The organism is Acidimicrobiales bacterium, assembly GCA_035316325.1.
Lineage (GTDB): Bacteria > Actinomycetota > Acidimicrobiia > Acidimicrobiales > VFJN01 > DASXTK01.
On record DATHJB010000094.1, the window covers coordinates 1 to 23,184 of the forward strand.

Consider the following 23,184-nt stretch of genomic DNA (forward strand, 5'->3'; position numbering starts at 1 on the left):
CCACGCTCGTCTACTTCTATCCCAAGGCCGACACGCCGGGGTGTACCGCGCAGGCGTGCGGGTTGCGGGACATCCTCGGCGACATCGGTGACACCAAGGTGGTGGGCATCAGCCCCGACAAGCCCGCGAAGCAGAAGAAGTTCGACGAGAAGTACAGCCTGGGGTTCCCGCTGCTGGCCGACGAGGACCACAGCGTCGCCGAGTCGTACGCCGCCTGGGGCGAGAAGAGCATGTACGGCCGCAAGTACATGGGCGTGATCCGCTCGGCGTACCTCGTCGCCGACGACGGCACCATCGCCGAGGCCTGGCCCAAGATCAGCCCCAAGGACACCCCCACGAAGCTCCTCGCCGCCCTGAAGAAGTGACGTCGGCGGCTCGGGCGACGATCGGCGACGGCGACCTCACACCGGGGCCGGCCGCGGCGTTGTAACCAGTGGTGAGACGGCTCCCGCCCTTCCAGACGCTGCTCGACGAGCACGCCGCCGACCTGCACCGGTTCCTCGTCGCGACCGCGGGCCCGCACGACGGCGCGGACGCCTTCCAGGAGACCGTGATCGCGGCGCTCCGCACGTATCCCGACCTGCGCTCCGACGGGAACCTGCGCGGCTGGCTGTTCACGATCGCCCACCGCAAGGTCATCGACCAGGCCCGCGCCCGGTCCCGTCGGGCCGACCCGATCGCCGAGCCGCCCGAGGTCGCCCACGTCGACCCCGAGCCCGACGGGCGCGCCGGGTCGCTGTGGTCGGCCGTGGCGGAGCTGCCGACCAAGCAGCGCTCCGCGGTCGTGCAGCGCTACGTGCTCGACCGCCCGTACGCCGAGATCGCCGAGGTCATCGGCAGCAGCGAGGCAGCCGTCCGCCAGAACGTCCGGGCCGGGCTGCAGAGCCTGCGCCGGAACCTTCCCGACCACGAGAGGCAGGAGGTGTAGCGATGGCCGACCCACGTTCCGACCACGACGAGATCGGCCGGCTGCTGCGGCGCCTGCCCGTCCCCGACCCAGAAGGGGTGCCCGACATGACCGACCTCCTCGACAGCGTCAACCGTCGCGCCGAAGCGGAGGGGCTGGTCGACGTCGCCTGGACCGTGACCGACTCGCCCGTCGGACACCTCACGCTGGCGGCGACGCCGTCCGGCCTGGTGCGCCTGTCGTTCGGCGACGACGGGCAGGCCATCGACGACCTGGCCCGCCAGGTGTCGCCCCGGGTGCTGAGGTCGCCCGGCCGGCTCGACGGCGTGCGGCGCCAGCTCGACGAGTACTTCGAGGGGCAACGGCACGACTTCGACGTCCCGCTCGACTGGCAGCTCTCGAGGGGCTTCCGCCGCACCGTGCTCGGCGAGCTGGTGCAGGTCCCCTACGGCCAGACCGTGTCGTACAAGGAGCTGGCCGAGCGGGCCGGCAACCCCAAGGCCAGCCGGGCCGCGGGCACCGCCATGGCCACCAACCCGATCGCGATCGTCGTGCCCTGCCACCGCTGCCTGCGCACCGGCGGCGACCTGGGCGGCTACGGCGGCGGCCTCGAGGCCAAGGCGTGGCTCCTCCACCTCGAGGGCGCCCGCCTCCTCAACGGCTGACGCCGCCGAGCACCCGGGACCCCTCCGGCGGGGACACGGATCGGAGGCGGGCGTTCACGAATCGTTCATGCGGATGGGCGAATCTTGATACCTCGTTCACGGCGCCGTTCGTACGGTGGCTCGTGGGCCAGAGGGCCTCCGACAGAACGGATCCCGGGGGGTGATCTCGTGATCAGACCGTCGCACATCCAACGACTGCGACCTGCGCTCGCTGGCGCAATGTCGGCGCTGCTCCTCACGACCACAGCGGTCGTGTTGGACGGCGCCGTGGCGCAAGCGGCTCCCGCAGCACCAGCCGTCACGACCGACCAAGCCGTCTACACGGTGGCGGAAGGCGGTACCGCCCGTGTGGGCGTGACCGTCACCACCGCCGACGGCCGCCCGCTCGCGGCCGACACCACCGTCCCCTACACCACCACCGCCGACGTCACGAAGGCGTCGGGCACCCTGACCTTCCCGGCCGGCACCGCGTCCGGCACCACCCAGACGCTCGACCTCACGGCCCGGCAGGACGGGACCGCCGAGGCCGCCCAGGCCGCCGAGCTCCAGGTCGGCGACGACAGCAGCACCATCGTCGTCAACGCCCACGGCTTCCCGTACCTCGACCGCCGCCAGCCGGTCCACAAGCGGGTCGCCGACCTGCTCGGCCGCATGACGCTCGAGGAGAAGATCGGCCAGATGACCCAGGCCGAGCGGGGCGCGGTCTTCGACGATCCGTCGCTGATCGCCGAGTGGCAGCTGGGCTCCGTGCTGTCCGGCGGCGGCTCCACCCCGCCCACGAACACGCCCGAGGCGTGGCTCGACATGGTCAACGACTTCCAGGCCCAGGCCCTGACCACCCGCCTGCAGATCCCGATCATCTACGGCGTCGACGCCGTCCACGGCCACGGCAACGTGTTCGGGGCGACGATCTTCCCGCACAACATCGGCCTCGGCTCCACCCGCGACGCCCGCCTGGTCGAGAGGATCGGCCGAGCGACCGCCGAAGAGGTGCGGGCCACCGGCATCCCGTGGAACTTCTCGCCCTGCGTCTGCGTGACCCGGGACGAGCGCTGGGGTCGCTCCTACGAGAGCTTCAGCGAGGACCCGGCGCTGGTCACGAAGCTGACCAGCATCGTCGACGGGACGGAGGGCCGCGACCTGTCGTCGGAGGGCAGCGTGCTGGCGACGGCGAAGCACTACGCCGGCGACGGCGACACCGAGTTCGACGAGGCCGTCGCCGCGGCCAACGAAGGCCTGCCGTGGTTCGACCAGAAGTACACCATCGACCAGGGCGTCACGGTCACCAACCGGCGTGACTTCCAGCGGATCGACCTCGCCCCCTACGTGGAGGCGATCAAGCACCAGGGCGTCGGCAGCGTCATGCCGTCGTTCTCCAGCGTCGACTGGACCGAAGACGGCGTCGGCAACCCGACGAAGATGCACGCCCACCGCGAGCTGATCACCGACGTCCTCAAGCGGGACCTCCGCTTCGGCGGCTTCGTGATCTCCGACTGGGAGGGCATCCACCAGATCCCCGACCCGTCGGATCCCGCCAACGCCGGCCTCACCGGCTACAAGGTGCGGACCGGGGTCAACGCCGGCACCGACATGTTCATGGAGCCGAACACGGCCAAGCAGTTCGAGGACCTGCTGCTGGTCGAGGCCCGGGCGGGCCGGGTGAGCCGGTCCCGCATCGACGACGCGGTCCGCCGCATCCTCACGAAGAAGTTCGAGCTCGGCCTGTTCGAGCGGCCCTTCGCCTCGGACGACAACCTCGACGAGGTCGGCAGCACCGAGCACCGGGCACTGGCCCGTGAGGCCGTGGCGAAGTCGCAGGTGCTGCTGAAGAACAGCCGCAACCTGCTGCCCCTCGCCCCGAGCGGCGACATCTACGTGGCCGGCCGCAACGCCGACGACATCGGCAACCAGGCCGGCGGCTGGACCATCCAGTGGCAGGGCGTGCCGGGCGACATCATCCCCGGCACCACGGTCCTGGAGGGCATCCGCGAGGTCGCCCCGAACGCGAACGTCACCTACAGCGCCGACGCCTCGGCGTCCATGGCGGGTGCCGACGTCGGGATCGTGGTGGTCGGTGAGACGCCCTACGCCGAGGGCTACGGCGACATCGACGGCCCCGAGTGCGGTTTCTGCTCCCCGGCGCAGCTGGAGGAGAAGTCGCTGTCGCTGCTGCCCGGCGACAAGGCCGTGGTCGACGCCGTGTGCGGCGCCATCAGCAAGTGCGTCGTGCTGGTGGTGTCGGGGCGGCCGCAGGTCGTCACCGATCAGCTCGGCGAGATGGATGCCCTCGTCGCCTCCTGGCTGCCCGGCAGCGAGGGTGCGGGCGTCGCCGACGTGCTGTTCGGCCGCAAGGCGTTCACCGGCAAGCTGTCGGTGACGTGGCCCCGCAGCGAGGACCAGGTCCCCATCAACGTGGGCGACCGGGACTACCACCCGCTGTTCCCCTACGGCTACGGCCTGACCACCAGGCGGTAAGCCGAGAGGCAGAGGTCATGCGCAGAAGGCCCTGGTCGTCCTGAGGATGGCCAGGGCCTTCACTCTGTGAGGCCCAGCTCGGCCTCCCCGGCCGTCAGCTTCCGCTCGCGGTACGACAACACCACCCGCACCACGCCGACCACCACCACAACGAAGATCAGACGTCGCATCCTTGGAGGGTACGGCCTCGGCTCCGCCGAGTCCGCTTGGGGCGGAGGCGGGGTGGTTGGCGGGGGTAGGCTCGCGGGTCCTTTGCGGGCGTATCCCAACGGCAGAGGAACGGGTCTCAAACACCCGACAGTGTGGGTTCGAATCCCACCGCCCGCACCTAAGGGTTGACGTGGATCTCGACCTCGTCGGGGGTGGTCGAGAGGGTGGCGGCGGCCTCGGTCGTAAGGGCTGAGGTGAGCCGGGCGTTGGGCGCGGCGGTCCACAGGTCGGCGGTGACGGCCACGTGGGACTTGGCCTGCTTGTGGCGCCAGACGCCGGACGGGGTGCCGTCGATCAGGACGAGGCCCGGGGCGCCGGCGGGGCGCCAGAGCTGGCGGCGGTGGTCAGGGTCGGGGAGCAGGGTGGCGCGGTCGCGCTGGTGGAGGAACGGGTCGCCGGCCGGTACCAGCCGCACGCCGACGACGGCCACCGGTTCGTGGAGCCGTTCCCGGTCGACCGCCAGAGCCATCGCCGAGCGGCGGTCGAGGCGGACCGCGACGATCTCGTCGCCGAGCGCGGCGAACGAGGCGTCGGCCTCGGCGGGCCCCAGTCCGGCCCACTCGCCGAACGCCCGAGCCGACGCCGGGGCGTAGGCGCCGAGGAACCGCCGGACGAGCTCGGCCCGGGCCTCGGCGTGACCGGCGACGTCCGGGCGTGGCCCTGCCGCCAGCTCCGGGCCGTCGGTGGGGAAGTGGAGGGCGGCGGCGACGAGGGCGAGGCGGAAGGGGAGGTCGGGCACGTGGTGGGCACCGCAGCGCTCGCACCACGGCTCCCAGCCCTGGGGGAGCCGACCGTGGAGGGTCTCGCTGACGGCGCCCCGGGAGCGGGCGTGGCCGTCGGCCATGACATCCGAGACCTCGGCGGTCACCCGGGCCAGGGCATCGACGGCGCTCACCCCCAAGGAGCCGACGACCGGCCAGGAGGAGCCGAGCGCGGCTTGCGCCGCCGACTCGTCGTCCGGCGTGGGGAGCACGCCCAGCGTGTAGACCGCGGCGTCCGCGGCGGCGAAGGCGTGGGTCGTGCCCCGGAGGGACAAGGCCCGGAGCAGGGTCCCCTCGGTCAGCGTGTCGGGGCCCACGTCGACGAACCGGGCTGCCAGCGCCCGCAGCGCAGCCCCCTTGGGGTAGTCGGGCACGGCGGTCCGGACCGCCAGCGGGCGGCGGCGGCGGTCCAGGCCGTGGGCCGCCACCCGGAACGACACGGCCTGCTCGGCGCTCACGTCGGGCACGTCGGGCGACGGTAGCGTCACGTCCGTGTTGGAGGGCGCCCGGGTGCGGCTGCGGATAGCGGAGAAGACCGACGCCCCGCGGCTGGTGGAGATCCGCCGGACGCCGGAGGTGTACCGGCACTGGCGGGGCGGCGACGACCTGGTCAAGGCCGTGGAGGAGGACTTCGCCGAGGTGGACGACGACGTCACCGCCTACGTGATCCTGCTCGACGACGACATCGTCGGGTGGATCCAGTGGGGTTCCGAGGAGGAGCCCGACTACCGGCACGCCCACATGGACATCTACGTCGACCCGGCGGTGCACGGGCGGGGTGTGGGCACCGACGCGGTCCGCACGCTGGCCCGGCACCTCTTCGTCGACCACGGCTACCACCGCCTCGAGATCGACCCCGCCGCCGACAACGCCCCCGCCATCCGCTGCTACACGAAGGTCGGCTTCAAGCCGGTCGGCATCACCCGGCAGTCCGAGCGAGGCTCCGACGGCACCTGGCACGACGGCCTGCTGATGGACTTGCTCGCCGCCGAGCTCACCGAGCCCGAAACTTCGACACAGACGGCGCCATAGCCACCACCTCTGTCGAGGTTTCGGTCAGGAGCCCTCCTCGGTGGCGGGGGACGTGCGGCGGCGGCCCTCCCGCAGCGAGGCCGCCACGGCGTTCACCAGGGGGTCGCCGAGGGCGTCGTCCAACGACAGCGGGAGCGCCAGCGACCAGTTGGGTCGTTCCGACACCGTGCCCGGCATGTTGGGTCGCCGGGTGACCGCCAGGGCGTCCTCGAACGTGGCCGCCACCAGCATCGACGGGGCGTTGGCCAGCCGCCGGTGCACGCCGACCACCACGTCGTCCACCGGGGCGTCGTCGCCCGCCCCCGCCAGGTCCGCCACCCGGGCCCGCATCTGCCCCGCGGCGTCCTCGTCGACCGGGAGGCCGGCGCCGCGCTGGTCGGCCACGTCGTCGTGGGTCCACACGCCGGCGATCGTGGGCAGGTCGTGGGTGGTGACCGCGGCCAACGCCTGCACCGGGAACTGCTCGGGCGGCTCCCAGTCGAACCACACCAGCCGGGTCGACAACACACCGGCCGCCGCCAGCCGCTCCCGCACGCCGTCCTCGACGGTCCCCAGGTCCTCGCCCACCACCAGCGCCCCCGCCCGGGTCGACTCGACGGCCAGCACCGCCAGCAGCTCGTCGGCCGGGTAGCGGACGTACGCCCCCTCGGCCGGACCCTGGTCGGGCAGCAGCCAGTACAGCCGGAACAGGCCCATCACGTGGTCGATCCGCAGCCCGCCGCCCGCCCGCAGCGACGAGCGCCACAGCTCGGCCAGCGGCCGGTAGCCGGCGTCGCGCAGCTTCCAGGGGACGAACGGCGGTAGCCCCCAGTCCTGGCCGCCGGTGTTGAAGCGGTCCGGCGGCGCGCCCACCCGCACCCCCGGGGCCAGCAGGTCCTGGTACGTCCAGGCCTCGGCCCCGTCCGGGTCGACGCCGATCGCCAGGTCCTGCAGCAGCGGGATCGTGGCGTTGGCGGCGTCGAGCTGCTCGTCGAGCAGCAGCTGCACCCACGCCCAGAAGGCGATCCGCTCGGGGTTGGCGTCGGCGAAGGCGGCCACGGCGGGCGACGACGGGTGGCGGTGCTCGTCGGGCCACTCGGTCCAGCCCGTGTCGTGCTGCTCGGCCAGGGCGCAGAACCGGGCGTAGGTCTCCAGCGACTCGCCCTGCTCGGCCCGCCACTCGACGAGCCGGGCGTCCTGCCGGGCGATCGACCACAGCCGCTCCAGCGCCGCCCGCTTGGCGGCCCACACGGCGTCGCGGTCGATCAGCCGCTGCGACGACAGGGCCCGGGCATCGGCGGCCAGCCGGGTGATCAGCGGGTCGCCGGCAGCGCCCGGCAGCTCGTCGACGTGCAGGTAGAGAGGGTTGAGCCAGCGCCGGCTCGACGGGAAGTAGGGGCTGGGCTGGACGTGCTTGGTGGGCAGCGGAGCGTGCAGTGGGTTGAGGGCGACCAGGCCGGCGCCCCGGACGGTGGCCCAGGTGCCGATGCGGCGCAGGTCGGCCAGGTCGCCGATGCCCCAGCTGCGGTCCGACCGGCACGAGTGGAGCTGCACGGTGAGCACCCAGGAGTGCAGGTCGGGGGGCAGGTGGCAGCGGCCGGGGGTGACGATCAGCCGGGTCGACGGAGCGCCGCCGTCGTCGCCCTCACCCGAACCGAGCGGCCGAAGCGTGTGGTAGCCGATGGGCAGGTCGGGCGGCAGCGAGCCCTCCACCCGCAGCTCCGTGCCGTCCTCCAGCGTCAGGTCGCCGGGACCGTCGAGCTCGAGCGGCGCCGCCTCGCCCACCTGGACGATCCGCAGCGGGTGCTGGAGCGACGGCCCCGGGTCGGCCGCGCCGTCCGGCGACCCCATGACCTCACGCAGCGCCGCCGCGGTCTCGGCCGACGTCTCGTGCCGGCCGCCGAGGGCATCCCAGTACCCGTCGTCGACTCCCCATGCGTCGCTCGCCACGAGCGGGCACGCTACCGGGGTGGACTGGAAACGGGTTCCGTCGCCGGTTCCAGGCCCGCGGGCGGTGCGGCGGCGAGCGACGTGCGTCGGGACGTCACCGCGACGATGCCGGCGACGGTGAGCACCCCGCCGATCGGCAGCCGCCACTCGAACGTCTCGTCGAGCGCCAGGATCCCGACGACCACCGCCACCACCGGTACCAGGTAGGTCACCAGCGACGCCTTCGTCGCCCCCATCTCGGCGATGTTGGCGTAGTGGAGCAGGAAGGCGACGCCGGTGCCCACCGAGCCGAGCAGCAGCACGGCCAGCACCCGGGTCGGCGACAGGTGGACGCCCGAGGCCGCCGACGTGCCCAACGCCACCGGCGCGAGCAGGACCGTCCCCGCCAGGAGCTGGCCGGCGGCCGCCACCAGGGGCGGTGTGTCGGTCAGGTGGCGGCGGGCGTAGGTGATCGACACGCCGTAGCAGACGCCGGCGCCGATCGCCGCCAGCGACCCGGCGACCGACGAGCCCTCCAGGTCGGACCCGCCCAGGCCGGCCGCCACGGCCACGCCCACCACGCCGACGGCCAGCCCCGCCACCTGGGGGCGCCGCAGCCGCTCCTGCCCGACGGCCACCGCGAACAGGGCCGTGAACAGGGGCGTCGAGGCGTTGAGCACCGACGTGAGCGCCGAGCTGATCCGCTCCTCGCCCCACGCCAGCATCGTGAACGGCAGGGCGGTGCCGACCACGGCCATCACCGTGAAGTGCCGCAGCATCAGCCGGTCGGTGGGCAGGGTGAGCCCCCTGCGCCGCAGGAACACCCACAGCACAAGCGCCCCCAGCGCGATCCTCGCCCAGGCCACCGTCGACGGCGTCAGGCCCTCCACCGCCACCTTGATGAAGAGGAACGACCACCCCCAGATGAACGCGAGGACCAGCAGACGGCGCATGTCCGGCCCATTCAAACGGGCGTAGTCCCTGAAGGAACCTAGAATTTCACCAATGTCCAAAGCATCGGTCGAACGGCGGCTCCGTCAGGTGTCCGATCGGTTGCGTCAACTGCGTGAGGAGTTGGGCGTCACCGACGAGCAGCTGGCACAGTTGGCCGACACCGCGGACGACGCCCGACTGCGGGCGTTGGTGTCGGAAACCCCCATGGCGGGCGAGGACCATCGGCAGGCCTCACGGCACGCCGACGCGATGCGCCGCCACCGGGAGCACGTGCTCGCAGAGATCGAACGTCTCGAGGGCTCCCAGGACGAGTTGCTCGACGAATTCGTGGCAGAGTCTCGAACCTGACTCGGTCGCAGGGCACGAGCAAGATCAACGAAGATCGAAAGGGAACGCTGTTGGCAACTCGCGTCGTCATTGCCGAGGACGAGGCCATCATCCGCCTCGACCTGAAGGAGACCCTCGAAGAGGAGGGTTACGAGGTGGTCGGGGAGACCGGCCGTGGTGACGAAGCCGTGCAGCTGGTCCGCGAGCACGAACCCGAACTGGCCATCCTCGACATCAAGATGCCGGGCATGGACGGTCTCCAGGCGGCCCGGGAGATCGCCGGAGAGCGCCGGGCGGCCGTGCTGATCCTCACGGCCTTCAGTCAGCGCGACCTGATCGAGCAGGCCCGGGATGCCGGTGCGCTCGCCTACCTGGTCAAGCCGTTCGAGCGCAACGAGCTGATCCCGGCGGTCGAGGTGGCGCTGGGCCGCTTCAACGAGATGCGGGCCCTCGCCGACCAGACGCTCAACCTCGAGGAGCAGCTGGAGACCCGCAAGATCGTCGACCGGGCCAAGGGCCGCCTGATGGACGAGCACGGTCTCGGCGAGAACGACGCCTTCTCGTTCATCCAGAAGCGCGCCATGTCGGACCGGGTGACGATGCGCGTCATCGCCGAGAAGGTCATCGCCGGCGACCTCCGCCCCACGTCATAGGGTCGAGGAGTGGCGTCCACCGGCCCCGTCCTCCTGATCGACGGCAACTCGCTCACCTACCGCGCCTTCTTCGCCCTGCCGACCGACCTGGCCACCGCATCGGGCCAGGTCACGAACGCCGTCTACGGCTTCACGTCGATGCTGGTGAACCTGTTGCGCGACCACGGGTCGCAGCGGATCGCGGTGGCGTTCGACCGGCCCGAGCCGACGTTCCGCCACGAGATGGTCGACACCTACAAGGCCAACCGCGACGCCGCACCCGACATCCTGCGCCAGCAGATGGGCCTCGTGCGCGAGGTGCTCGAGAGCCTGGGCATCCCGATCCTGGACAAGGCCGGCTTCGAGGCCGACGACATCCTGGCCACGCTGGCCACGCAGGCCCGCGACCAGGGCGTCGACACGCTCGTCGTCACCGGCGACCGCGACACCTACCAGCTGGTGGAGGACCCGCACGTCAAGGTGCTCTACAACCGCCGGGGCGTCTCCGACTACGTGATGTACGACGAGGCCGGCATCGAGGAGCGCACCGGGGTCAAGCCCACCGCCTACGTGCAGTACGCGGCGCTGCGGGGCGATCCGTCCGACAACCTGCCGGGCGTGCCGGGCGTCGGCGAGAAGACGGCGGCGAAGCTGGTCAACACCTACGGCGACCTCGACGGCATCTTCGCCCACCTCGACGAGCAGTCACCCAAGCTGCGCCAGAACCTCGCCGACAACGAGGCGCACGTCCGCCAGAACCTCGAGATGATGAAGCTGGTCCTCGACGTGCCGCTCGACCTCACCGTCGACCAGCTGGTGCGGGGGCCGATCGACAAGGAGGAGCTGCGCCGGCTCTTCGACTTCCTGGAGTTCCACAGCCTGGGTGACCGCCTGACCGAGGCGCTGGGCGACGAGATCGTGGGGCTGACCGCGGGCGTCGAGATCGCGGTGCTCGAGGCCGAGGTCACCGTGCTGGAGTCGGCGGAGCAGGCGGTGAAGGTGCTGGGCGACCTGCGCCGTGCGCCGACCGGCGAGAACGGCGAGCCCGTGCCGCTGGCGCTCACCGCCGCCTGGGAGGGCGACGAGGGGCGCTCGCCGCTGGAGGGGATCGCGCTCGTGCGCGACGCCGCGTCCGGCGACGTCGTCTGGCTGCCGGCGGCCCTGGTCGACGACGAGATCGTGCGCCTGGCGCTGGCCCAGCTGCTGGGCACGGGCGACGCCGCCGCCGAGCCGCTGCCCACCGTGACCGGCGACGGCACGATCGTCGACGAAGCCGCGAAGCCCGCTCCCGCCACCGGGCGGCCCATCGCGCTGCACCAGGCGAAGGCGCTGATGCGCTGGCTGCTCGACCGCGGCGTCGACATGCCGGGCCTGGCGCTCGACACCGCCATCGCCGCGTACCTCATCGACCCCGCCGAGGCCCGCTACCTGCTCGACGAGCTGGTGCTGCGCTACGCCCACGCCAAGCTGCCCGAGGCCGGCAGCGCCGCGGCGTCGGGCCAGCTCGACCTGGAGGCCACCTCGGTCAGCCCGGCGCAGCTCGCAGGACGCGAGGCCCTGGCCGTCGACCGCCTGGCCGGGCCGCTGATCGCCTCGCTCGAGGCCCAGCACCTGCGCGACCTCAACGACCAGATCGAGGTGCCGCTCATCCGGGTGCTCGCCCGCATGGAGCACATCGGCGTGGGCGTCGACGCGGTGGAGCTCAAGGCCCTGCGCGACCGGCTGGTGGGCGAGTGCGACCGCCTCCGCGACGAGATCTACGCCGACGCCGGCCGCGAGTTCAACGTCAACTCCACGCTGCAGCTGCGGGAGATCCTGTTCGACCAGCTCGGCCTGTCGCCCCAGAAGAAGACCAAGACCGGCTACTCCACCGACGCCTCGTCGCTGGAGAAGCTGGCGGGGCAGCACCCGATCATCGAGCACCTGCTGAGCTACCGCGAGGTCGAGAAGCTGCGGTCGACCTACGGCGACGGGCTGCTGGCCGAGGTGGCGGCCGACGGTCGCATCCACGCCACCTTCAACCAGACGGTGGCCCGCACCGGCCGCCTGTCGTCGGACGCCCCCAACCTGCACAACATCCCCGTGCGCTCCGAGCTGGGCCGGGAGTTCCGCAAGGCGTTCGTGCCCGCCGAGGGCTACGAGCTGCTGGTGGCCGACTACAACCAGATCGAGCTGCGCTGCATCGCCCACCTCGCCGAGGACCCGGGGCTCATCGACTCCTTCGCCTCGGGCCGCGACATCCACACCGAGACGGCGTCGCGGATCTTCAGCGTCGAGCCCGGCGACGTCACCATCGAGCAGCGGTCGAAGGCGAAGATGGTGTCGTACGGCCTGGCCTACGGCATGGAGGCCTACGGGCTGGGCCAGCGCCTCAACATCCCCACCGAGGACGCCGCCGTCATCCTCAACGCCTACTTCGAGGCGTTCCCGTCGGTGAAGGCCTACATGGAGCGGACGGTGCGCGAGGCCCGGGAGCGGGGCTACACGGAGACGCTGTTCGGGCGGCGCCGGCCGATCCCCGAGCTGTCGTCGTCGAACTTCCGCATCCGCCAGGCGGGGGAGCGGCAGGCGATGAACGCCGGCATCCAGGGCCTGGCCGCCGACATCTTCAAGGTGGCGCTGGTGAGGCTCGACCACGAGCTGGAGGCGCAGGGGCTGGGCAGCCGCGTGATCCTGCAGGTGCACGACGAGGTGCTGCTCGAAGCCGTGCCGTCCGAGCACGACACGGCGACGGCGGTGGTGCTGGACGCGATGTCGGGGGCCGTCGACCTGCAGGTGCCGCTGGAGGTGAACCTCGCCTTCGGCCCCAGTTGGGCCGAGGCCAAAGGTTGAGCGCGGGTCACTGGTTCGAGCCGGTCGCCGACCACCTCGGCGCCGCCTACCTGCGCTACTCGTTCACCAAGGGCACCGCCCAGGAGGTGGGGTTCCTGGTCAGGGAGCTCGGGCTGGAGCCGGGGCAGCGGGTGCTCGACGTGGGTTGCGGCCCCGGGCGCCACGCGTACGCGCTGGCCGAGGCGGGGCTGGAGGTGGTGGGCGTCGACATCAGCCGGCGGTTCGTCGACCTGGCGGCGGCGGGCGCGCCCGAGGGTGCGACGTTCGTCCGGGGTGATGCCCGCGAGCTGCGCTACGACGCGGAGTTCGACGCGGCCATCTCGCTGTGCCAGGGCGCCTTCGGTCTGGCGGGTGGGCCGGGTGCGCCGCTCGACGCCGACGGCGAGGTGCTCCGGGGGATCGCCCGGGCGCTGAAGCCCGGGGGAGTGGCGGCGGTGTCGGCCTTCTCGGCGTACTTCCAGGTCCGCTGGCTGGAGGACCACGACACCTTCGACGCGGCGGCCGGCGTCAACCACGAGCGCACCGAGGTCCTCGACGAGTCCGGCACGCCCACCCCGGCCGACCTCTGGACCACCTGCTTCACCCCCCGGGAGCTCCGCCTCCTGGCGACCTGGTCGGGGCTGACCCCGCGAGCGATCTGGTCGGTCACCCCCGGCGCCTACGCCCGCGCCGAACCGACGATCGACACGCCCGAGTTCCTGCTCGTGGCGTCGAAGGAGCCGTAAACCATGGGAACGATCGTCGTCACCGGGGTGGCCGGGGGGATCGGGGCGGCGACGGCGTCGCGGTTGGTCAGCACCGGGCATCGGGTCATCGGGGTCGACCTGCGGGACGCCGACGTCGTGGCCGACCTGGCGACCGCCGACGGAAGGGCGGCGATGGTGGAGGGCGTCACCGAGGCCGCCGGCGGGGTGCTCGACGGCGTCGTGGCGGCTGCCGGAGTCAACGGCAAGCCCGGGGAGCTGGTCGTGTCGGTCAACTACTTCGGGGCCGTGGCGACGCTGGAGGGGCTGCGGCCGCTGCTCGCCCGGGGCCGGAACGCCTCGGCGGTCGCCGTCTGCTCCAACTCGGCGACCACCCAGCCCGGCGTGCCGGAATCGCTGGTCACGGCCTGCCTCGACGGCGACGAGGCCGAGGCCCGCCGCCTCGGTGCCGACGACCCCCAGGGCCTGGCCAGCTACGCCGCCTCCAAGCTGGCGCTGGCCCGGTGGCTGCGCCGGGCGGCCGTCGACCCCGACTGGGTCGGCGAGGGCATCCGCCTCAACGCCATCGCCCCCGGCTTCATCCAGACGCCCATGACCAGGGACATCGAGGACATGATCTTCGGCCTCGGCGACATCTACCCGATGCCGCTGGGCCGGGCCGGCACCGCCGCCGAGGTCGCCGCCCTGCTGACGTTCCTCCTCAGCCCCGACGCGGCGTTCTTCTGCGGCTCGGTGGTGGTGATGGACGGCGGCACCGAGGCCGCCCTCCGCCCCGACATCGCCTGACGGCGAAATGTGCACGGAAACGCACGTTTTCCGTGCGTTCCGGTGCACATTTCGTCAGGGCGCTAGTCGCCCGGGCGCCACTGCCACGACTCGACGTCGGGGTGCGAGAGGGCGGCGGCGACGGCGATCATGCGGTCGTCGTCGGTGGCGACGATCGCCCGGAACTCCCAGTCGAGGTGGCCGGTGAGCTCCTCCTGGTCGGTGGCCCGCCACTCGTCGCCGTCCTGCACCCAGGCCATCGGCGTGCGGTCGCTGTCGGGCCGCAGCGCCCCGCCCACCACCACCAGCCGCTCGTCGGGGCCGACCGTGGCGCCGGTGAGCCGTACGCGCTCGACGTCGTCGTCGGGGGCGGCCTCCAGCACGCCCTCGTCCACCAGCTCGGTGGCGGTGAGGCGCTGGATGGTCGCCGCGGTGGCGTTCTGCGGCGCGCTCTCCTCGTCGCCCAGCCAGCCGACGGCGACGCTGCCCTTCTCCAGCGGAGCCAGCAGTGCCACCGACCCGGCCGACCGGGGGAGGCTCCCGGACGACAGGGCGTCCCAGGTGCTCCCGTCGCCGGAGGTCCACAGGTGGGGCGTGCCGTCGTCGTCGACCCCGGCGAGCACCAGGCGGGCGCCGTCGCCGACCACCCGCAGGCTCCGGAGGCCCGTGCCGGCGTCGAGGCCCAGGTCGACGCCGTCGGCGCCCGACCGCCAGGCGCCGTCGCCGTCGCCGTCGCCCGACGAGGAGGACGACGCCCCCGACCGCGACCACACCACCGGCTGCCCGTCGTACAGCGCGGTCACCACCAGGTGGTCGGCCGAACGGCCCACGCTCACCGACGAGGGCGGGGCGGCGACACCGGCCGGCGGCGTCAACGGCTGGGCCTGCTCGACGTCGGCGGAGTCGGCCAGCCCGGAGCGGCCGTGCCAGGCCAGCAGGCCCGTGTTGGCGCCGTTGGCCCGGTCGCGGGTGACCGCCACCGCGGCCCAGCCGTCGCCGTCGGCCGCGACCGCGACCGGGATGAGCAGCGTGTCGTCGAGCGTCGGCAGCTCGAACTCGGCGGGGTCGTCGCCGTCGCGGATCTCCCAGTAGACGAGCGGACCGGTCTCGTCGTCCTGGCGGCGGCTCAACCACGCCACCGTGTCGCTGCCGTTGCCGGCGGCGACCTGGTCGAAGTCGAACGAGCTCCGCCGCTCCCAGAGGTCCATGCGCTCCCAGCTGCCGTCGAGCACCAGCGACGACTCCGATTCCGACGCGCAGCCTGCCGTCGCGACGGCCGCGATCGCCGCCGCGATCAGCCCGGCACGGCGCGCCCAACTCGTACCCTGCATGCGTTCCCCTGCCCCTGGTGCCCGATGTCGGGCCCGAAGATAGGCGACATAGCGTGGCGTTCAGGCCCTTGAAGTCCCGCTATCGCCTCGGCCGGTGGTTGTACCCGGCGCCCTTAGCTGACGTGTCAGACAGGCTGCTACCATCTGCCCTCCATGTCCGCGCGCCCTGATGGCGCGGGAAATGTGTTTGTCGCCCCCTACGAAAGCCGAACCAGTCCGTGTCCGACGTCCAAAGTCCCGAAGCAACAGGCGCCAGCGCCGACCCGAGTCCCGTGGAGGACCCGGAGGAGGAGTACACGCCCCGCGAGATCGCGGTCGACGATCTCGGTGGAAGCTTCGCCGACGCCATCGACGCGACCCTGGTGACCGTCGAAGACGGTGCCATCGTCACCGGCACGGTGGTGCGCGTCGACCGTGACGAGGTCCTGCTGGACATCGGCTACAAGTCCGAGGGCGTGATCCCCAGCCGCGAGCTGTCGATCCGCAACGACGTCGACCCGTCCGAGGTCGTGTCGATGGGCGAGCAGCTCGAAGCGCTCGTCCTCACCAAGGAGGACAAGGACGGTCGCCTCGTCCTGTCCAAGAAGCGGGCCCAGTACGAGCGGGCCTGGGGCGACATCGAGCGGGTCAAGGAAGAGGACGGCATCGTCTCCGGCCCGGTCATCGAGGTCGTCAAGGGTGGTCTCATCCTCGACATCGGCCTCCGCGGCTTCCTGCCGGCCTCGCTGGTGGAGCTGCGCCGGGTGCGCGACCTGCAGCCCTACGTGGGCAAGTCGCTCGAGGCGAAGATCATCGAGCTCGACAAGAACCGCAACAACGTGGTCCTGTCCCGCCGGGCATGGCTCGAGGAGACCCAGCGCGAGCAGCGTGAGGACTTCCTCGCCAACCTGAAGCCGGGCGAGGTCCGCAAGGGCGTCGTGTCCAGCGTCGTCAACTTCGGCGCCTTCGTCGACCTGGGCGGCATGGACGGCCTCATCCACGTGTCCGAGCTGTCGTGGAAGCACGTCGACCACCCGGGCTCGGTCGTCACCGTGGGCGACGAGGTCGAGGTGCAGGTGCTCGACGTCGACCTCGACCGCGAGCGCATCTCCCTGTCGCTCAAGGCCACCCAGCAGGACCCGTGGCAGGAGTTCGCCACCAGTCACCGCGTGGGCGAGCTGGTCTACGGCCGGGTCACCAAGCTGGTGCCGTTCGGTGCGTTCGTCCAGGTGGGCGACGGCATCGAGGGCCTCGTGCACATCTCCGAGATGTCGGCGCACCACGTCGACCTGCCCGAGCAGGTCGTCACGCCGGGCGAGGAGCTGTGGGTCAAGATCATCGACCTCGACCTCCAGCGCCGCCGCATCAGCCTGTCGATCAAGCAGGCCGCCGAGGGTGGCATCGTGGCCGCCGAGTACCAAGAGCACTTCGGCGAGCACGCCTACGACGACCAGGGCAACTACATCGGCCCAACGGTCGAGCACTCGCCCGAGGCCGACGAGGCCTGGGCCGAGTACTACGCCGAGCACGGCGAAGGCGCGGAGGGCGGCCCCGAGGGTCTGGCCCCCCGCCCGCCCGGCGACGCTCCCGGGGCCCCGGCCGAGCCGGCACCCGAGGGCGCAGCCGACGTCGAGGTCGAAGCCGACGCTGCCGAGGTCGAGGTGCCCGAGGCCGCAGCCGACGTCGAGGTTGCGGAGCCCGAGGCCGCCGAGGTCGAGGCCGAGGAGCCCGAGCCCGAGGCTGCTGAGCCCGAGGCTGTGGAGCCCGAGGCTGTGGAGCCCGAGGCTGCTGAGCCCAAGGCTGTGGAGCCCGAGGTCGAGGCCGACGAGGCTGCAGCCGAGTAGATCCGAAACTGCGACAGGATCGGCCCGAAACAGGCCGGTCCTGTCGCAATTTTCGTGAGGGAGGGTGTCGGGAAGATGCTCGTCGTCGGGCTGACCGGGGGCATCGGATCGGGCAAGTCGACAGTGTCGACCCGGCTCGCCGCCGAAGGGGCGGTGGTGGTCGACGCCGACGCCATCACCCGTGAGGTGCAGCAACCGGGCACGGAGGTGTTCGACGCCATGGTCGAGCGCTTCGGTCCCGGCATCGTCGGGCCCGACGGGGCGCTCGACCGGCCCGCGGTGGCCGACATCGTGTTCGGCGACCCCGAGGCTCTCCGCGACCTCAACGCCATCGTCCACCCCGCGGTGGGCGCCGAGATCGTCCGCCGGATGACCGAGCTGGCCGACAGCGACTCGGTCGTCGTGCTCGACGTGCCGCTGATGGTCGAGTCGAAGAACGCCTACCCGGTGGCCGGGCTGCTGGTGGTCGACATCGACCCCGAGGTGGCGGTGCGGCGGCTGGTCGAGCAGCGGGGGATGCGCGAGGCCGACGTCCGGGCCCGGATGACCCGGCAGGCCACCCGCGAGGAGCGGCTCGCCCGGGCCGACTTCGTGATCCACAACGACGGCACCCTCGACGACCTGGCCACCCAGGTCGACGCCGCCTGGGAGTGGATCGCCACCCTCCGATGAGTTTCGGCGGCCACCGCGGTCTGCCCCTCGAACGTCCACCATGGCTAGGGCGTGTCCTGTGGATCCGGTGTGCGGATCTCCGAGTCAGGGGCGTCGCTCGGCGTGCCGGGACGACGCAGGAACCCACCAGGGTTTCAATGTCGGCACGGTGCGGCGAGCGACGTCATCTGGCCGGAGAGACGTGCGCCATGGTCCACAGGACACGCCCTTGAGGAGGAGCAGGACGATGAAGTTCACGGCGACGATCCACCTGGCCAAGAAGACGGCCACCGGCATCCCCGTGCCGGAGGAGGTGGTGGAGGGTCTGGGCTCCAGCAGGCGGCCGGCGGTCGCGGTGACCTTCGCCGGTCACACCTACCGCAGCACGATCGCCCGCATGGGCGACCAGTACCTCCTGCCGGTGAGCGCCGAGATCCGGGCCATCACCGGCGTGGCGGCCGGCGACGAGGTGGAGGTCGAGGTCGAGCTGGACACCGCGCCCCGTGAGGTCACCGTGCCTGACGACCTGGCCGCCGCCCTTGCCGACGATCCCGGGGCCCGGGCGGCCTTCGAGGCCCTGTCCTACAGCCGCAAGCGGGGGCTGGTGGAGCCGATCGAGGCCGCCAAGGCGCCCGAGACCCGGGAGCGGCGGGTGGCCAAGGTGCTCACGACCCTGCAGGCGGGCTGACGTCGGTTCTTGTACCGGTACCGGCGCCGGCGTCCGTGCCCAGGGCGGCCACGTCCACCGAGATCGACAGGACCTGCGCCGCGGGCGGGCCGAACAGGACGCCGCGCACCGGCACGACGTCGGTGTAGTCGCGGCCCCAGGCCACGGTGACGTGGCGGTCGGGCTGCACCAGGCCGTTGGTGGGGTCGAGGTCGACCCAGCCGGCGCCCGGGACGTAGAGGCCGACCCAGGCGTGCGAGGCGTCGGCCCCGACGAGGCGGGGCTGGCCCGGCGGCGGCTCGGTCTCGATGTAGCCGCTCACGTAGCGGGCGCCCAGCCCCAGCGACCGCAGCGCCCCGGCCAGCAGGTGGGCGAAGTCCTGGCACACGCCCCGCCTTGTGGCGAGGACCTCCAGCACCGGGGTGCTCACCTCGGTGACGCCGGGCACGAAGTCGAGGTCGTCGAAGATGCGGGTGGTCAGGGCGGCGGCGGCCTCGCCGAGCGGGCGTCCGGGGGTGAACGCCCGAGCGGCGAGATCTGCGAGATCGGGGTGGCGGACCACCAGGGGCGAGTCGAGGCGGCACTGCCGGGCGAGGAGCCCGTCGGCGGTGACGTCCTCACCGGTCGCCTGGACCACGGTGTCCCACGGCGCGGACCACAGCTCGGTCGAGGGGAGCGGCCGGGGCTGCACGACGACCTCGCTGCGGGCGGTCACCACCAGCTGGTGGTGGGGTCGCTCCAGCGCGATCGAGGTGACCTGGTTGCCGAACCCGTCGAGGTCCTCGTCGACCGAGGTGGGCTCGGGCTCGACGTCGACCGCGGCGTGGAGCACCTGCTGGTGGGCCAGCGTCCGGGGCCGCAGCCGGGCCACGGTGTGGCCGATCTCCACCGGCTCGCCGTAGTCGTACGACGTCCGGTGCGTCACCCGGTAGGCCCGCTCGCCCACGGTCGCGGTCACGACAGCCGCCTCGCGGTCACGACAGCCGCCTCGGGGGCTCGGCGAACCAGCCGGAGGACATCAGCTTGCCGATCGCCAGCAGGGGGCCTCGGACGGCGATCACCAGGCGGGCGGCGGGGCCGAGCGGGCCGCCGACGGGGTCGAACGACAGCGGCAGCAGCCGTTCGAGCGCCTGGCTGGCCTCCCGGAGCGCGGCGAGCTGCACCTGGCGGGCCGGCCGGGCGGGCAGGTCGTTGAGGTCGACGGCGAGCTGGTCGAGCTGGAACCGCACCGAGCGCGGGCTGGTCGGGTCGCCCAGCAGCAGGTCGCCGACGGCCTGGACGGTGACGTCGCTGCGGAAGCTGCGCCGGTAGACGGCCAGGCTCTCGCAGGCGGACAGCAGGGCCTCGAGCCGCAGGGTGCCGTCGCCCAGGTCGGACAGGTGGGTCGGCGGGTCGAGCATCGCCTCGGCCAGCCCGAGCACCAGCAGCGCCCGCTCCAGCCGGCGGCCGATGTCGAGGAAGCGCCAGCCGGGGCCGCGCACCACGCTCTCGTCGGTCAGCCCCGACAGCGCCGCCAGCGGCACGAGCACCCGGTCGAGCACCTCGGTGGCGTCGAAGTGCGAGTACCAGGGGGATCCGCTGGTCGACGAGGCGCTCCCGGTCCTCGGCTCGCCCGCCAGCTTGGCCAGCGCCGACGCCTCGGCGTCGATCATGGCCAGCAGGCGCCAGGTGCGCGCCGACAGCAGCTGCCGGGCCGCCCGGGCGTTGCGGACGGTGGCCCGCAGGTTGTCGACCACCGAGAGGGTGCGGCCCGACAGCGAGGCGCGCACCTCGGCGTCGAGGTCGAACATCGTGGACTCCACGATCGGCCCGCCCATGCCGCCGCTCACGGCCCGCAGGCCGTCGACCGCGGCCGCCAGGTCGCCCGGCGACGGGTCGCCCTCGGCCACCCGGGTCAGGCAGACCAGCGCGGCCCGAGCACCCGACTCGGCCCGCTCGGCGCTGCGGCCGGTCCAGTACATGGCCTCGGCGGCGTGGGTCGGCAGCGAGCGGCGCAGGTCGACCTGGGGGAGCGCCGGCCCCGGGGTGTGCAGACGGCGGCGCCCGGGCCGCTCCAGCACCCGCACGTCGGTGGCCGCCCCGCTGGCCGCCACCAGCGCCCCGTCGGCGCCGGCGCCCGGCTCGCGCAGGCGCCCGTGACCGCCGGGCAGCACGGTGGTGGCGGCGCCGTCGAGCAGCACCTGGGTGCGCAGCGACAGGCTGGCCGGCACCAGCCGACCGTGCCGGAGCCGGGGCGTGGTGCCGAGGGCCAGGTCGACCTGGGCGACGTAGCGCTCGGGCCGGGCCTCGATGCGGGCCCGCCAGTCGGCCAGCCCGGGCTCGTCGAGCTGCGAGCCGACCGCGGGCGGCGCCGGGTTGGCGGGGTCGGTGTCGTGGAGGACGAAGCGCTCGGGGGCGGCCAGCAGCTGGGCGCGGTGCTCGGGGTCGCCGCACCACAGGGTGGGCACGCCGGGGAGGCGCAGCGGCTCGCCGAGGAGGAAGCGACCGGCCTGGTCGAGGAACGGCAGCAGGGCCAGGTGCTCGGCGAGGTCGGCGCCCACCGGGTTGACCAGCCGGACGGCGTCCCGGCGGGCGGCGTGGACCAGGCCGGCCACACCGCCGCGGACGTCGGGCTCCTCGACCGGGTCGAGGCCACGGCCGGGGACGCGGCGCAGCAGCACGTCGATCTGCTCGGGGCCGTCGAGCGACCGCAGCCAGGCCCGGCCGTCGCGCACGGCGACGTCGGTGGGCTCGGCGAGGCTGTAGCCGAGGCGGGTGGCGAGGTAGGCGTTCTCGACGTAGCCGGGCCGGTCGACGGCGCCGGTGAGCACCACGGTGCGGGGGCTGGCGCGGTCGGGGGGCGCGGCGGCCGCCAGGCGGGTCCGCAGCGCCCGCAGGTAGTCGTCGTGGCCGACGACGCCGCGGCCGGCGGTCGGCTCGAGGGCGCTGTTGCCCGGCGTCACCCGGGTGGCGACGGCCCGGGCCAGCAGAGCCAGGCCCTCGCCGGTGGGGTTGTCGGTGCGGTCGCGCACCACCCGGAAGGCGCCCTCGGCGTCGACCACCACGTCGGCGCCCACCAGCAGCAGCCCGTCGCCGCCGGCGTCGCGGCTGCTGGCCCGCAGGCGGGCGAAGCCGGGATGGGTGGCCACGGCCTCGACGGGGATGGTGCCGGAGCGCAGCAGCTCCCTCGGGCCCGCCAGGTCCTGGAGGACGGCCTGCAGCAGCTCGGCCCGCTGCCGAAGACCCATGGCCAGGTCATCCCAGGTGTCGGGGTCGACCATGAACGGCACGATCGACACCTGCCACGGCTCGACGGTGGCGTCGAGTCCCTCGTGCAGCAGGTAGCCGGCGCCCTCGGCCATGACCAGGCGGTCGGCGGCCCGCTGGCGGCGGTCGAGCTCGTCGGGACCGTGGCGGGCCAGCTCGCCCAGCGCCCGCTCCCAGCCCGGCCGCGGCCGTCCGTCGGCGCTCACCGCCGCGTCGCGGCACCCCACGTGCGGGCGGTACTCGTCCACCAGCGGGCCCACGGCCGTCACCCGTCCTGCTTCTGGCTGACCGCGACGACGTCGGCCGGGGCGGCCGGCGGGGCCGGCGGGGCCGGCGGGGCCGACGGATCGGGCGGCGGATCGGGTGGGAAGAACGTGCTGCGGACCTCGTCGTGGACGGCGGCCAGGCTGGCGCGCAGCTGGACCAGGCCGTCGTGCAGCCAGCCGGTCGGCTGGGGGGCGACCTCCGCGAGGCAGCGCCGAGCCGCGGTGGCCGCGGCCGACGGCGCCTCCGATCGGGGCAGCTCGGCCAGCACCGCGGACACCTCGGCCAGGCAGTGGCCGATCGAGCCGGGGAAGTCGGGGTCGCGCAGCACCAGCTCGATCGCCGGCAGGCCCGCCACCGGCGCCAACCCCCGCTGGTAGTAGGCCTGGAGCGCGGAGAGCGACCGCAGCAGCGCCGCCCACTGCACCTCTGCGTGCGTGTTGGCCGGCGACTGCAGCAGCGGGACGGCCCGGGCGTCGAGCACGCGGTCGGTCATGTCGGCCCGCTCGATGCTGCGGCCCAACCGCAGGAACTGGTAGGTGGCGTCGCGGCTCATCGTGCCGGCCAGGATGCCGTTGAACCGCTGCGCCTCGGCGATCACCCGGTCGAGGAAGCGGCCCCGGCTCCAGCGGTCGATGCCCTCGCTGTGGTGGCTGGTCACGTAGAGGTAGAGGTTGTTGAGCGCCTCCCAGGCCTCCCGGGAGAGCATCTCGCGGGTGCTGCGCAGGTTGGCGCGGGCGGCGACGATCGACGCCAGCACGCTGGAGGGGTTGTCGGGGTCGGCCAGCAGGAAGGCGACCACCTCGCGCTCCGTGTGGGTGCTGCCGTCCCCGTCGGCCTCGGCGCCGCCGGCCGCGGGCCCGACCCCCGGCACGTCGAGCAGCGGTTCCCAGGTCAGCGGCACCGACGTGGGCAGGTCGACCAGCAGGTGGGTGTGCTCGCTCACCACCCGGGCCGTCATCTCGGCCCGCTCGACGTACCGCGCCGCCCAGTAGAGCTGCTCCGCCACCCTCGCCAGCAACAGCATGCG

At 73.1% G+C, this 23,184-nt stretch carries 20 protein-coding genes and 1 tRNA gene; 14 read left to right on the plus strand and 7 right to left on the minus strand.

All coding sequences use genetic code 11. From position 1 onward, the window contains the following. The 5 genes from VK611_13285 to VK611_13305 form a co-directional block, all read left to right on the plus strand. On the plus strand, window positions 1-365 hold a 365-nt coding region (locus tag VK611_13285; GenBank protein ID HMG42305.1), incomplete at its 5' end, for a peroxiredoxin. 68 nt (window positions 366-433) lie between these two features. Next, window positions 434-928, plus strand: a complete 495-nt coding sequence (locus VK611_13290) for an RNA polymerase sigma factor (protein HMG42306.1) — start codon at window positions 434-436, stop codon at window positions 926-928. 2 nt (window positions 929-930) lie between these two features. Beyond that, window positions 931-1,572, plus strand: a complete 642-nt coding sequence (locus VK611_13295) for a methylated-DNA--[protein]-cysteine S-methyltransferase (GenBank protein ID HMG42307.1) — start codon at window positions 931-933, stop codon at window positions 1,570-1,572. Between the two features lie 354 nt (window positions 1,573-1,926). Then, entirely contained in the window at window positions 1,927-4,047 is a 2,121-nt protein-coding gene (locus VK611_13300) for a glycoside hydrolase family 3 N-terminal domain-containing protein (protein HMG42308.1), read from the plus strand. 254 nt (window positions 4,048-4,301) lie between these two features. Next, window positions 4,302-4,374: transfer RNA gene (locus VK611_13305), tRNA-Leu, on the plus strand. Between the two features lies 1 nt (window position 4,375). Here the strand turns inward: VK611_13305 and VK611_13310 are convergent. Then, window positions 4,376-5,485: a crosslink repair DNA glycosylase YcaQ family protein gene (locus VK611_13310; protein ID HMG42309.1), complete on the minus strand. Its 1,110-nt coding sequence runs from the start codon at window positions 5,483-5,485 to the stop codon at window positions 4,376-4,378. 25 nt (window positions 5,486-5,510) lie between these two features. On the opposite strand from VK611_13310, the gene VK611_13315 reads away from it, so the two are divergent. Then, on the plus strand, window positions 5,511-6,050 hold the full coding sequence (locus VK611_13315; protein HMG42310.1) for a GNAT family protein: 540 nt from the start codon (window positions 5,511-5,513) through the stop codon (window positions 6,048-6,050). A gap of 24 nt (window positions 6,051-6,074) precedes the next feature. Here the strand turns inward: VK611_13315 and malQ are convergent, their stop codons facing one another. Together malQ and VK611_13325 are read right to left on the minus strand one after the other, a co-directional pair. Then, window positions 6,075-7,979, minus strand: coding sequence for a 4-alpha-glucanotransferase (gene malQ / locus VK611_13320; protein ID HMG42311.1), 1,905 nt, complete (start codon window positions 7,977-7,979; stop codon window positions 6,075-6,077). Between the two features lie 11 nt (window positions 7,980-7,990). Next, a complete protein-coding gene (locus VK611_13325; protein ID HMG42312.1) occupies window positions 7,991-8,911 on the minus strand; it encodes a DMT family transporter in 921 nt (306 codons plus the stop codon). 52 nt (window positions 8,912-8,963) lie between these two features. On the opposite strand from VK611_13325, the gene VK611_13330 reads away from it, so the two are divergent. The 5 genes from VK611_13330 to VK611_13350 are packed head-to-tail and all read left to right on the plus strand — an operon-like array spanning window position 8,964 to window position 14,193. Beyond that, window positions 8,964-9,260 (plus strand): hypothetical protein, encoded by a 297-nt coding sequence (locus VK611_13330; GenBank protein HMG42313.1) that lies wholly within the window; start codon window positions 8,964-8,966, stop codon window positions 9,258-9,260. A 50-nt stretch (window positions 9,261-9,310) separates the two neighbouring features. Then, window positions 9,311-9,892, plus strand: coding sequence for a response regulator (locus tag VK611_13335; GenBank protein HMG42314.1), 582 nt, complete (start codon window positions 9,311-9,313; stop codon window positions 9,890-9,892). Window positions 9,893-9,901: 9 nt separating this feature from the next. Continuing rightward, a complete protein-coding gene (gene polA, locus VK611_13340) occupies window positions 9,902-12,703 on the plus strand; it encodes a DNA polymerase I (GenBank protein ID HMG42315.1) in 2,802 nt (933 codons plus the stop codon). Then, window positions 12,700-13,428: a class I SAM-dependent methyltransferase gene (locus tag VK611_13345; protein ID HMG42316.1), complete on the plus strand. Its 729-nt coding sequence runs from the start codon at window positions 12,700-12,702 to the stop codon at window positions 13,426-13,428. The genes polA and VK611_13345 overlap by 4 nt, the downstream gene beginning before the upstream one ends. A gap of 3 nt (window positions 13,429-13,431) precedes the next feature. After that, on the plus strand, window positions 13,432-14,193 hold the full coding sequence (locus VK611_13350) for an SDR family oxidoreductase (GenBank protein ID HMG42317.1): 762 nt from the start codon (window positions 13,432-13,434) through the stop codon (window positions 14,191-14,193). Between the two features lie 62 nt (window positions 14,194-14,255). Here the strand turns inward: VK611_13350 and VK611_13355 are convergent, their stop codons facing one another. Continuing rightward, window positions 14,256-15,503: a hypothetical protein gene (locus tag VK611_13355; protein HMG42318.1), complete on the minus strand. Its 1,248-nt coding sequence runs from the start codon at window positions 15,501-15,503 to the stop codon at window positions 14,256-14,258. Window positions 15,504-15,775: 272 nt separating this feature from the next. Between VK611_13355 and rpsA the strand changes: the two genes are divergently transcribed. The 3 genes from rpsA (at window position 15,776) to VK611_13370 (ending at window position 18,665) form a co-directional block, all read left to right on the plus strand. Continuing rightward, entirely contained in the window at window positions 15,776-17,326 is a 1,551-nt protein-coding gene (gene rpsA, locus VK611_13360; GenBank protein HMG42319.1) for a 30S ribosomal protein S1, read from the plus strand. A gap of 75 nt (window positions 17,327-17,401) precedes the next feature. Continuing rightward, window positions 17,402-17,998 carry a dephospho-CoA kinase gene (gene coaE, locus VK611_13365; GenBank protein HMG42320.1) on the plus strand — a complete coding sequence of 199 codons (597 nt, stop codon included), beginning with the start codon at window positions 17,402-17,404 and terminating at the stop codon, window positions 17,996-17,998. A gap of 226 nt (window positions 17,999-18,224) precedes the next feature. After that, a complete protein-coding gene (locus VK611_13370) occupies window positions 18,225-18,665 on the plus strand; it encodes a YdeI/OmpD-associated family protein (GenBank protein ID HMG42321.1) in 441 nt (146 codons plus the stop codon). On the opposite strand, the gene VK611_13375 is transcribed toward VK611_13370, so the two are convergent. The 3 genes from VK611_13375 to VK611_13385 are packed head-to-tail and all read right to left on the minus strand — an operon-like array spanning window position 18,643 to window position 23,181. Continuing rightward, window positions 18,643-19,602: a transglutaminase family protein gene (locus VK611_13375; GenBank protein HMG42322.1), complete on the minus strand. Its 960-nt coding sequence runs from the start codon at window positions 19,600-19,602 to the stop codon at window positions 18,643-18,645. The genes VK611_13370 and VK611_13375 overlap by 23 nt on opposite strands. A gap of 16 nt (window positions 19,603-19,618) precedes the next feature. Next, a complete protein-coding gene (locus tag VK611_13380) occupies window positions 19,619-22,159 on the minus strand; it encodes a circularly permuted type 2 ATP-grasp protein (protein HMG42323.1) in 2,541 nt (846 codons plus the stop codon). Next, entirely contained in the window at window positions 22,156-23,181 is a 1,026-nt protein-coding gene (locus tag VK611_13385) for an alpha-E domain-containing protein (protein ID HMG42324.1), read from the minus strand. Before VK611_13385 ends, VK611_13380 begins: the two co-directional genes overlap by 4 nt. Window positions 23,182-23,184 lie beyond the last annotated feature (3 nt).